The sequence below is a fragment of the Marinomonas spartinae genome, assembly GCF_900089775.1.
Classification (GTDB): domain Bacteria; phylum Pseudomonadota; class Gammaproteobacteria; order Pseudomonadales; family Marinomonadaceae; genus Marinomonas; species Marinomonas spartinae.
Genome location: NZ_FLOB01000012.1, coordinates 1 through 11976 on the forward strand (window position 1 = coordinate 1; position 11976 = coordinate 11976).

Annotated in this window: 9 protein-coding genes; 4 read left to right on the plus strand and 5 right to left on the minus strand. The window is 42.3% G+C overall.

Annotated features, from left to right (window positions below; genetic code table 11):
* The first annotated feature begins 755 nt into the window (after positions 1 to 755).
* Positions 756 to 3641, plus strand: coding sequence for a bifunctional diguanylate cyclase/phosphodiesterase (locus MSP8886_RS17825; protein ID WP_067019021.1), 2886 nt, complete (start codon positions 756 to 758; stop codon positions 3639 to 3641).
* 114 nt (positions 3642 to 3755) lie between these two features.
* On the opposite strand, the gene lhgD is transcribed toward MSP8886_RS17825, so the two are convergent.
* Together lhgD and glaH are read right to left on the minus strand one after the other, a co-directional pair.
* Positions 3756 to 4964, minus strand: coding sequence for an L-2-hydroxyglutarate dehydrogenase (gene lhgD / locus MSP8886_RS17830; protein WP_067019023.1), 1209 nt, complete (start codon positions 4962 to 4964; stop codon positions 3756 to 3758).
* A gap of 54 nt (positions 4965 to 5018) precedes the next feature.
* Positions 5019 to 5999, minus strand: a complete 981-nt coding sequence (glaH, locus tag MSP8886_RS17835; RefSeq protein WP_083201021.1) for a glutarate dioxygenase GlaH — start codon at positions 5997 to 5999, stop codon at positions 5019 to 5021.
* Positions 6000 to 6290: 291 nt separating this feature from the next.
* Here glaH and csiR point away from each other — a divergent pair, with 291 nt between their 5' ends.
* The gene (gene csiR, locus MSP8886_RS17840) at positions 6291 to 6992 is read left to right on the plus strand and encodes a DNA-binding transcriptional regulator CsiR (RefSeq protein WP_067019025.1); all 702 of its coding nucleotides are present in this window, start codon (positions 6291 to 6293) and stop codon (positions 6990 to 6992) included.
* Positions 6993 to 7079: 87 nt separating this feature from the next.
* On the opposite strand, the gene yghU is transcribed toward csiR, so the two are convergent.
* A complete protein-coding gene (yghU, locus tag MSP8886_RS17845; protein ID WP_067019027.1) occupies positions 7080 to 7940 on the minus strand; it encodes a glutathione-dependent disulfide-bond oxidoreductase in 861 nt (286 codons plus the stop codon).
* A gap of 590 nt (positions 7941 to 8530) precedes the next feature.
* Between yghU and MSP8886_RS17850 the strand changes: the two genes are divergently transcribed.
* Positions 8531 to 9106, plus strand: coding sequence for a porin family protein (locus MSP8886_RS17850; RefSeq protein ID WP_067019029.1), 576 nt, complete (start codon positions 8531 to 8533; stop codon positions 9104 to 9106).
* Between the two features lie 156 nt (positions 9107 to 9262).
* On the opposite strand, the gene MSP8886_RS17855 is transcribed toward MSP8886_RS17850, so the two are convergent.
* A complete protein-coding gene (locus MSP8886_RS17855; protein WP_067019032.1) occupies positions 9263 to 10039 on the minus strand; it encodes a ferredoxin--NADP reductase in 777 nt (258 codons plus the stop codon).
* A gap of 314 nt (positions 10040 to 10353) precedes the next feature.
* On the opposite strand from MSP8886_RS17855, the gene nfsA reads away from it, so the two are divergent.
* On the plus strand, positions 10354 to 11091 hold the full coding sequence (gene nfsA, locus MSP8886_RS17860; RefSeq protein WP_067019034.1) for an oxygen-insensitive NADPH nitroreductase: 738 nt from the start codon (positions 10354 to 10356) through the stop codon (positions 11089 to 11091).
* Positions 11092 to 11227: 136 nt separating this feature from the next.
* Here the strand turns inward: nfsA and MSP8886_RS17865 are convergent, their stop codons facing one another.
* Positions 11228 to 11962: a glutamine amidotransferase-related protein gene (locus tag MSP8886_RS17865; RefSeq protein ID WP_067019036.1), complete on the minus strand. Its 735-nt coding sequence runs from the start codon at positions 11960 to 11962 to the stop codon at positions 11228 to 11230.
* Positions 11963 to 11976 lie beyond the last annotated feature (14 nt).

The window sequence follows — 11976 nt, forward strand, 5'->3', positions numbered from 1 at the left end:
AAGTTTGCTCACTCAAATTCTTACACTAACAATAACTTAATCGATTCATCATCTAAAACAACAAATCAACATAAAGCGAATTGACGTGTTTGACTCTCGTAAGACTTCAATTTTTTTGATCGCTCAGCGCTCCACTCAGTAAACTAAGCAAAACCCTGTCGATCTTCTGAAGGTCTCAGCGAGCGCCCACACAAATTATCTGATTATCTATTTTAAAGAGCGTTGCTAACGTTTTTTTCGAACCTCGTCTTCACTTAGTGTGAAGCGCTGTCCGTGTCAGCGAGGGCGTATATTAAGGATTCACAGATTTTCTGCAACCCTTTTTTGATGTTTTTTAGGATTTTATTAGAAGGATAAGAAGATCTACGCAAAAAGCACATTTTTTGTACAAACATGCGCAAATGTACTTACAGTGACATCCTCGAAGTTCATCAGAGCTTGCAACTTCATCAGAAACATCTATCTTGCCTTACCATCCCCAGCATACTTATAAAACCAAATGGGGCGACAACTATTCTGACACAGGAGCAAGAGAGGGTATAAAAAGGGATAAAAGTGGAGTGAGCGCTCCTTACTGACAAATAGCGTCTATAACGTTAATAAAAACCATCATTTAGAACCTTATCTATAGCTCGTTTTTACTTTACCTATAGTTTTTTTCTGATAGATAGCGACTATGCTTAATAAATGATGACGTTCACATCATATAAAGTAATGACACCGTCTCTTACTCAACGATATTTCACGGATAGACAATGACTAGACAACTCGTCGAAACACGACAAATTACCAGCCAAGAAGCAGAGCAGTGTGCAAATGAACAGATTCAAATTATTGGCAGTATCCAACCCCATGGCTTTCAAATTGTTGTCGACTCAAAGGACCATCGAATCGTTCAGTACTCTGACAATACTTCCCACCTTATCAAAGAAGTTAGTCACGCTAAAATCAATGACCGAGCACTATTAGGTAGCCACCTGTTTAAATGGCTCACGTTTAAGGAAAGAGAAAAGCTAGACTCATTGCCAACAAAATACACCGTTGCCCTCCCTCTAACAGACGATAGCGTGATTAAAGGTTCGCAATGGGAGTGTGTTGCTCACGTTTCTCATGGCTGGATTTGCTTGGAATTTACCCCCAAGATACCGGAGTCAATCAATTCAAGCACTTTGATTTCTCAGTTAGATGATATGGTTGCGCTGTTGAAAGTGGTTCACGACGAAGCAGAACTGTTTCAAACCATTACCGCACAGCTACAAAGTTATACTCAGTATGATCGGGTCATGATGTATCGCTTCCATCCAGACTGGTCTGGAGAAGTCGTTGCTGAATCCGTATCAGAACAAGAAAGCGTTAAGTTTTTAGGGTTACGCTTTCCAGCGGAAGATATTCCTAAGCAAGCACGGGAGCTGTACAAGCTTAATATGATCCGATACTTCGCAAATGTTCTCGATACGCCAGCGAAACTCGTCCCCTCTATCCTCCCTAACGGGGAACCACTCGACCAAAGCGTCTCCTCATTACGCAACATGTCGAACGTACACCGCAGTTATTTAAAAAATATGGGGGTAAAAGCCTCGTTATCCTTATCTATTATAGAAGAGGATAAACTTTGGGGAATGGTGGTATTTCACCATAACACGTCCAAAGTGCCATCCCAGCGCGTTATCTCACAACTTCGAATTACGAGTAAGCTATTTGGTGAAATCATCAACTCTTATCTGACGCCTTCCTTCAATATAAAAGAGCTCACTTTTTTAATGAATACTCAGTCTTATATTGAAGCGGTTTTTTCTCAAGCGAAAAAAGCTGACCTGTCTCACAGCCTATTTGAAACCATCTTAGAAAAGGTCAATAGCATAATTCACTATGATTTTATTGGCATCATATATGATAAAAAGTGCTACAGCTTAAAACAAAACACCTTCTCTATTTTAGAACAAGCGACATCCGACGCGCTGGCTCAGATATTTACAGATGCAGATATGCTGCATTATGAATCAAGTCAACTATACAACGATATTGGTGCTATCCCTGGTCTAGAAGACATGTATGGACTATCCATCATGCGCACTCAAAGCCCCATCGACTTTTATGTTTTTATCGGACGAAGAGAGGTGTCTAAAACTATCCAATGGGGGGGAGTCCCCAGTACAGTAGATATTGTCCTAAAGGACAACAAACGCCAATTAGAGCCAAGGAGCTCCTTTGCTTTATGGTGTCAGCAAGTCGAAGGACAGAGCAAAGAATGGCAACCCCGTGACACCAAGTTTTTACAATGTTTTTTTAATGAGAGTAAAGAGTTCATTAGTCTAAAGCGCACCCAGCTGCTTATGAATAAACTCGAAAAAGGAGCCTATTACGATACCCTAACAGGTCTTGCTAATCGTGCTTACTTGAGGTCGTTCATCGAGAATCTTGATCCCAATAGTGATATATCATTCGTATCTTTCTTCTTTATCGACCTCGATAATTTCAAAGATGTTAATGACTTTATGGGGCACGAAACCGGTGACAAACTACTGATTAGTATTTCACAAAGACTCAACGCTTGTGTCAGACCAAATGATCTCGTGGTGCGATTAAGTGGCGATGAGTTCATTATCCTTTTCGCCCACCAAACACCACCTGAGCTGGATCTTATCCATCAACTGGCTGATAAAGTCGCCTCTCGAATAGGTGAACCCGTTCTTGATAGTGCTCATACATTAGTCATCACCTCCAGTATTGGTATTGTGACCCAAAGCACAAAAGATATTGATTTTAATGAAACACTGAAACGTGCCGACATTGCAATGTATGCGGCAAAGAATGCTGGCAAAAACCGCCATCATATTTTTAATAGTAAAGACCAAGACTCGTTTAATAAACGAACAATTCTCACGATGGACCTTCGTGAACATACTGCGAGTGGCGATATAACACTCTACTATCAAGTTAAGGTAGGAGCCAATAAACAACTCAAAGGAGCGGAAGCGCTAGCCCGCTGGAATCATCCGACTTTCGGCTTTATCAGCCCAGAAGTTTTTATCACCTTGGCAGAAAAAAATAATCTCATCTATGCTTTGGGACTCAATATCATAGATAAAGCCTGCTCCGACCTTGCCTATTGGCGCAACATCAGCCCTAATTTTGACTTGGGCGGCCCTTTATCCATCAATATCAGTCCAACTCAATTAGCTGAGCTAGCGTTTGAGGAAGATTTATTCGCTATTTTAGAACGACACAAAATCGATAAAAAATGGATTTGCCTTGAAATTACCGAGTCTGTTTTCATGAAAAACTATACGGTCTCTATCGAAGCCCTAGTTCGCCTGAGAAAAAAAGGGATTACCATTTCACTTGACGATTTTGGCACCGGCTACTCATCTCTCAATTCGTTGTGGAAATTGCCAATTGATGAGGTAAAAATAGATAAATCTTTTATTTCCACCATGAGCCAAGATCGGAATTTGTTTACCATGGTCGAAAGCATCATCCAACTGTGTCAAAAACTGAACTTACAAGTGGTTGGTGAAGGAATAGAAAGCAGCATTGAGTTCAACTTGTTAAAAGGTTTGGGTTGCGATGCTATGCAAGGCTACTACTTCAGCAAACCTCTCGACCCAGAAACCTTTCAACGAAACTACATCCAAATATAAAACACGATGGAGGAAGCATATCGTCTTAAGACGATATGCTCGGTAAAGCATTCATACTTCTTCGATATCCTACCCTAACTGTCTAAGTCCCCTAAAATAGGAGACTTAGACGACTTATTCGCACCTTTCCAGAACTTTCTCACAAATATATTGCCCAATCGGAATAGCGGATGTGGCCGCTGGGGAAGGCGCGTTACACACATGCAAACTGCGAGGACTTTCAGCAAACAAGAAGTCATGGACCAAGGTGCCGTCTTTTAGCACTGCTTGCGCACGAATACCTGCAGGATAAGGCTGTAAATCCGATAGTTCCAATTGTGGGCAGTACTTTTGCACTAGTTTAAGATAGCCCGGCTTCCAAAGAGAGTTTTTGGTTTCAACTAGTCCTGTCTTCAAGTTTTTTTTCAATACCCGCCAAAAGCCAGGAAAACGAACCATATCACCAATATCTCGAAGAGACATATTAATACGGCCATACCCTTCTCGCTTCCAGCCTTGCACAGCGTTGGGCCCAACCGTCACACTACCATCAATCATGCGTGTTAAATGCACACCTAAAAATGGCAAATCAGGATCTGGAATAGGATAAATAAGGTAGTTGACGATATTGTTATATTTCTCAGGTAACTTATAGTACTCGCCACGGAAAGGGATAATCTGAAAATCAGTAGGAATGCCTAGCATTTTTGTGGTTCTGTCTGCCATCAAACCAGAGCAAGTAATCAAAAAGCGACCTTCAAAAGTCTTGAACGCACCATAATGTGCGGCGTTTACAGTAACCTTATCAGGGGACTCTTGTAACCCCACCACTTCATGATTCAACAAGGCTTGACCACCTAACGCAACAAACTCTTCTGCCATTTTAGTGGTCACTTGCTGATAGTTCACAATGGCAGTGTCTTTTACAAAGAAACCACCCAAACCGACTACATTCGGCTCACGTTCCTTTAGCTGCTCAGCACTCAGCATTTCGACATCTAGCTCATTTTCCTGACAACGCTTGAATAACGCCTGCATTCGCTCGACTTCTAACTCAGTGGTTGCCACCAGCAATTTACCACATTGCTCATAAGGCACCTTGTGTTTATCACAAAATGCCATCGTCGCTTTGACCCCAGCCTTACAAAACTTCGCTTTTAGACTACCGGGCGCATAATAAACCCCAGCGTGGATAACTCCGCTGTTATGGCCAGTTTGGTGCTTGGAATAGACAGACTCTTTTTCAAGCAACAAGACCTTTTTTTCAGGATGGCGCTGTTGCAGCTGCCACGCGGTAGACACGCCAACAATGCCACCACCAATAACAATATAATCGTAAACCATCTTGTTCCCTATTTATTACTATTGCACATCGTTGATGGCACTCAAACACCCTATTTAATCAGTAAAATGACCACGCTGACGAAGCAATTCACGGCACAGTTCTGGGTGAGGAACAAATTGATCACGACCATGCAACCAGAAATGGTTATGCAACACCATCATCGTTCCAACTGGCATGGGAACAGACAGATAGTTCGGATCCGCTTCTAACGATTCGCCCATTTCATATAAATACTTGCCCTCTTCTTTGTTACGAGGTTCGGCAAACTGATCAATGTATAGCATTAATGGCTTGCCATTGGCATCTTCTTCGAAAAAAATAGGATGCTCTACTTTCGTTTCCACATTTTTCGATTTTGGAGCCCCCCAAAGAATGTCTTTTTTCGCGAGTGGATGATGATAAAACTTATCCAATTCAGCCCAATCGTCCAAGTGCAACATCAATGAATTACCACCCTGCATGTTTTCTTCTTTCAGTTTTTGCATCAGTACATAATCAGTGCGTTCATTGACATACGTGCCATCATTATGCAATTCCATACGACGATACGCTTTACGTAAGTAGCTATCAGAGTTATCGACATGGCGAACCGTAAAACGTGCGTAATATTGGCCGTACATGGCATCATAATTAGACAGCCCAATAATGTGAGACACAGCAGTGGACAATTTAATATCAAGCTCAGTGCGTAGTTCGCCTGTTTCGCCAATCAGTTCATCATTGTAGTTAAGAAGAAAAGCCCCCGTTTCTCGATCTCTCACGGTTGCATTAAGAAACGCACCTAAAGTGTAGTTAGTAATGGCATCCAAGCGATCCGCCACTTCAAAACGTAAAAAAGGCTTATATTCAATATTTTGGACAGACCATTCCTCTACCGCTGCTATAAAGGCAGCCATGGTCTCGGCATGCAATGTCACCACTTTTAGACGCTTACTTGTGGGATAATCCACGACTGAAAATCCTTGAAATGTATTACCAGCATGGGTTGATGCTTGATTCTCTGCGGCGCTTTTTGCTTTGATTTGAGTCTGCATATTCTCTCTCCTATTATTTTTGTTTTACTAATTCTCTAAGGTAACAACCACCCCAAAGAGAACAGAGTTAGCTTAGCGCCATTGATTGAAATGGGCACTAGGATCTTTCTATAAGAATAATCGACATTATAACAAAATGTCGACATTTTTAAATAATGTCGATTATACAGACCAACGTCAACCTTTTTAAAGAATCCTTTCTTAACTATTTCAGAGCTTTCCCTTAGAATGCAGGACGATTCCTGCAGTAACAGGAACTTAAGAGCCACCACGCAAGCGAGTGCGATAGAAATGAAACAGCCCCCCATTAAAGAAGTCGACAGCAAAGACAATTTTGCCTCTCAGGTATTGGGGAAGCTCACTAACGATATTTTAACGGGCTATTTCCAGCCAGGTGAAAAGCTGCGAATGACTCGCTTGAAAGAACGCTATCAGGTTGGTGTCGGACCATTGCGCGAAGCATTGTCGCAATTACTGGTAAAACAACTCGTCGTGGTCGAGAATCAGCGTGGATTTCGAGTGCACCCGATCTCCAAAGCTGAGCTGATTGATATCTATGAAACCCGTTCAGAAATAGAAGCACTATGTGTTGAACTTGCCATAGAACGGGGTGGCGATGAATGGGAAGCCAACATCGTCGCGTGCGCCCACAAAATGAAAATCCATAGTGACTTACTGGAAGAAGAGCCACACCGCTGGGAGCAGTACCATCACGACTTTCATTCTGCCATTGCCGAAGGATGCCAGTCACCCGCGCTACTGCGGGTACGAGACAACTTGTATGAAAAAGCGTCCCGCTATCGTAACCTTTGGCTAAAAAAGAACATGGTTGATGTAGCAGTCTTTGACGCGAATAAAAAAGAACACGAAGCCTTGATGAACGCTCTACTCAAGCGAGACGTAGAAACGGCTAAAGACCTTATTCGCAACCATATACGTAGCCCCAGTTTGACCCTTCAGGCCACCGCTGTCATCGATCACCCTTTTGACTAACCCATTAGCAACTGTGGGCTACAAAAAGGCAGTAATGCGAATACATCACTGCCTTTTCCATCATCATTTTAGCGTAAGCCGTCTCGTTTATTTTAAAACACTGTCAAAATCCGCTGCGGAATGACGTTCTTCTAAATAAGCATCGCCCCAAGTACGGTTAACAATTCGCCCTCGCTGAACCGCTGGACGCTGCTCCACCGCTTTCGCCCAACGTAAAACGTTTTTGTAGCTAGACACCTCTAGAAATTCCGCTGCATCATACAAGTTGCCGAGTACCAAGTTGCCGTACCAAGGCCAAATCGCAATATCCGCAATGGAATATTCCTCCCCGGCTATATAGGTATTGCCCGCTAGCTGTTTATCCAATACGTCTAACTGACGCTTAGTCTCCATGGTAAAACGGTCAATCGGGTACTGCATTTTGGTCGGCGCGTAAGCATAGAAGTGACCAAAGCCGCCTCCCAAATACGGTGCCGATCCCATTTGCCAGAATAACCAGTTACGACATTCGGTTTTTGCTGCATGATCTGTTGGTATCAGCGCATCAAACTTTTCAGCCAGATACTGCAAAATTGATCCAGACTCAAAAACACGGGTTGGTGGCGTTGTACTGTGATCCATCAAAGCTGGAATTTTAGAGTTCGGATTGATCTCAACAAACCCTGAAGAAAACTGATCCCCTTCTCCGATGTTGATTAAATAAGCATCGTATTCTGCTTGTGTTTTACCCAGAGCCAACAATTCTTCGAGCATAATGGTGACCTTTTGCCCATTCGGTGTTGCAAGGGAATAGACTTGAAAAGGATGTTCACCAATAGGCAGTTTCTTGTCATGGGTGGCACCAGAGATAGGTCGATTGATACTGGCAAATTTACCGCCACTTTCTGCATCCCATTTCCATACTTTGGGTGGAACATACTCTTGATTCGACTTGCTATCAGAACTCATAAGCTCTCCTACATACTGTCATCTACAAAACCAACAACCCTACTATACGTAAAAAATTGTCAGGGGATATCTTTACATGATGCGGTATTTTCGTTTTTCTTCAACCCTAGAAAATTGCAAGAAAGTAACAAGTTTTAGCGTAAGCTCTTTTTTCTCCTCTATATCAAAGTAGCTACGCCTTAGCGATTTATCTTTTCTGTTTATCTTCTTGCCTCGAATCCAAATACCCCACTCATAAACCTCAAAAACAAGATACTTAAAATCACTTTTTCTTTACACTTCCATCAATATTAAACCATCTACAAAAAGATCAGCAGCACACCCATAACCTAATGTTTTATAAGAAAATTAATTTAAAATACGCCCAAAAACCACAATTAAAAAAAGGCTATTATCTTGTAAATCATAAAGAAAGACTTAATAAACACAGTTTCCTCCAATAAAAAAGGATCAAAGATGTATTCAGCCACTAAATGCTGGAATTTCTCCCAGCATTGACTATTACTAATAGGCACAGCGATTAAGTCATTTTCTCTGTTTTTTATTAATACGCTACTTTTAGCAAAATCAATGTTACTGAGGAGTTCAAGATGAAAAAGATCCTTCCTGTTCTAGCAAGCACGGCTGCTTTAATTTCTTTCAGTGCAGCAGCTCAAGCAGAAAATACAATGACTAATGATCACGGCTTCTATGTTGGCGGCAACTACGGCTATGTTAAAATTGATGGACAAGACAGTTTTGACGATCATAACGATGTCAAAGAAGGTGTACTTGGTTACCGCCTAAATCCCTACCTTGCACTGGAAGGTAGTTATATTGACTTTGGCGACTACGGTAATAGCTTGGCAAGCGCCAGTACCGATGGTTATACAGCGGCGTTAAAAGCGATCTTACCACTGGGTGATCGCCTAGAGCTTTTCGCCAAAGGGGGTCAACTTTGGTACAAAACCGATTACAAAACCGCTGTTGGAAATAATAGCAATGATGACAAGGGCGTATTCGCAGGTGCAGGCGTAGGGTTCAAAGTAACCGAGAACTTCCTGCTGAATGCACAGTACACTTGGTATGATACTAAAATGGATGCGAAAGATATTGAACAAAATGGCACAGGCAAAACTAACACCGACTTTAAACAAGCTACAGTCGGTGCAGAGTACCGCTTCTAAGTTCAGAAGTTTACGTTAAGCGGATGTGACTTATTGTCTTTCCATAACGTACAACACCTTAGAAGAACCATGCTTTCAATGAAAAAAGCCCCCGACAATTGTCGGGGGCTTTTCTTTTCGCAGCTTATTCACAACAGACAAATTAGCAAAAGAGGCTTATCGCTCAACAAACGCTCTCTCGATAACATAATCCCCTGGCACACCAATTTTTGGAGACTCTTTTAGGCCAAGTTCATCCAATAATTCTGCGGTGTCTTTCAGCATGGCAGGGCTACCACAAATCATCGCTCTGTCCACTTCAGGATTAATTTGTGGTAAACCGATGTCTTCAGCCAATTTTCCGCTGCGAATCAAATCAGTCAAGCGGCCTTGATTACGGAAGGGTTCACGAGTAACGGTTGGATAATAAATTAGCTTTTCACGTACCTGCTCACCAAAAAACTCATTCTCTGGCAGCTCTTTTTCAATGAAATCAGCGTAAGCCAATTCACTGACGTGACGAACACCGTGAACTAGAATAATTTTTTCGTACTGCTCATAGGCTTCAAAATCTTGGATAAGGCTTAAAAAAGGTGCGAGCCCCGTGCCAGTAGACAGCAAATACAAGTGCTTGCCTGGGTGTAGATCGCGCGTCACTAGCGTACCTGTTGGCTTGCGGCTAACTAATACGTCATCTCCCACTTTTAAGTGCTGCAAGCGAGAGGTTAAGGGGCCATTAGGTACCTTGATACTGAAAAACTCTAAATGCTCTTCATAGTTTGGGCTAGCAATACTATAAGCTCGAACCAAAGGGCGAGTATCCGTTTCTAAGCCAATCATCACAAACTGGCCATTCTCAAATCTCAAGCTTGCACTTCGCGTTGTTTTAAAACTAAATAAACTTTCATTCCAATGGTGAACACTTAACACGCGTTCAGTTTCAAATGCACTCATGGGTACCTCAGTAAAATTCGCAAATAAATAAGACGGACCAATTCACTTTTGTCCGTAAAAATGTGTTTTTTATAAAAAAACAAGCATGGCAAGAATGGAGACGCATACTATAAGACAAGCTAATCATTGTTAAATTGATTATTTAGATATCGTTAATACGCTCAGTACATATAAGATCAGTATGCCATCAAAATGCACAGAGAATACGTCATTAAATAGGAATAATTCGTATAAACCACAAGCAACTTTGACCTAGGGTAGCGAACTGACTAACATCGATGCTATTCAATTCACTAAAAGAGTCTCGATATTTTATGAATCCAATTCTTGAAGCTCAGTCATCCCACCGCTCAATCCGACAGTACACAGACAAACCCATCGATGAATCGCAACTGCATCGGCTGATTCAGTGCGCTCAAGGGGCGGCGTCATCTAGCTTTATTCAAGCCTATTCTTTAGTACAAGTCACTAATAAAACAAACCGCCAAACCATTGCGGCATTAGCCGGCGGTCAAAAATGGATCGAATCCGCCGCTGAATTTTTGATTATTTGTGCCGACTTAAGCCGTGTAGAGTACGCTTGTATTGAACAAGGCTTTGGGGCATTAGAAGGCAATACCGAACATTTTATCACTTCAACAGTGGATGCGGCCTTATTTGCTCAAAACTTAATGCTTGGTGCCGAATCAGAAGGCTTAGGGGCTGTATTCATCGGTGGCATTCGTAACGATACAAACCAAATAGCCGAATTACTAAATCTGCCAGACCAGGTATACCCTGTCTTCGGCTTGTGCCTTGGCTGGCCGGATGCAGAACCCGATCTCAAACCCCGTTTACCCGTAAATGTTATTCTCCATAAAGACAGATACGACAACACTCGCTGTGAAACCGATGTCAAAGCCTACGATGCACAGATGGAAGACTACTATCAAAGTCGCAGTGGTAGCCAGAAAAACAGCAACTGGTCGGAACAAACTGCAGCAGCGGTGCAAACGAAAAAACGTGAGCACATGTTGTCGTTCCTACAAGAACGCGGCTTTCTAAAACGCTAAAGATATTAAAAAGATAGGGCGAAAACCCTATCTATCCACAGATAAAAAAACGGCAGACTCCCCAATAGCGTTCACGAAGTTCTGCCGTTTTTTATACTTTCAATCGTTGGCCTCTTATTAGAGAGTTAACACTCTTTCAGTGGAGCAATGTTTCCCCTGAGAAGCGAGTTTGTGTTAAAAATACTCCGATCCAAGCCAACATTTGACTCGATTGCAGATCTTCGCTGTATAGGCTGTCTCTTGCTTGGCTCAAGATGTCTGGTGATAACGTTTTATCGTACATATCCAGCAAGCACCCTTCAAACTTACGGGAAAATTCAGGGTGTCCTTGCACGGTAAGAATATGACTTTCATACAAAAGCCCTGCGAATTCACAAAAATCAGACCGAGCAAAAACTTTTGCCAGTGACGGCTTCTCCAATATTTGATCTTGATGGAACGCACACACAGCAAAATTTTTTTTTCCTAGCTGTACCTGAGCCATTGTATCGGTCACTTCGTAACGATGGATACCAACCCCCCAACCACCTTGGTAGCGATCCACCACTCCTCCCAACGCTTGTGCGATAATTTGATGGCCAAAACAAATACCCACTAAGGACTGTTTGTGCTCGTTTATGGTGCGTATCAGTGCCTGCAAACCTTGCATCCAGGGTGTGTTTTCATACACCGCTGATCTTGACCCAGTAATTAACCAACTATCACAAGCGGCATGGCTTTCAGGAAACTCATTGTCACGCACATCGTAGGCCTCAAAGGAAACCTCAGGATGTAAGACTTGCAATGCTTGGATAAACATATCCGCATAGGTCGAAAACTCTGAGCTCAAGTGCTCTGGCGTAGTCCCTGCCGCTAAGATTCCAATTTTCATCAACTACTCCTCTA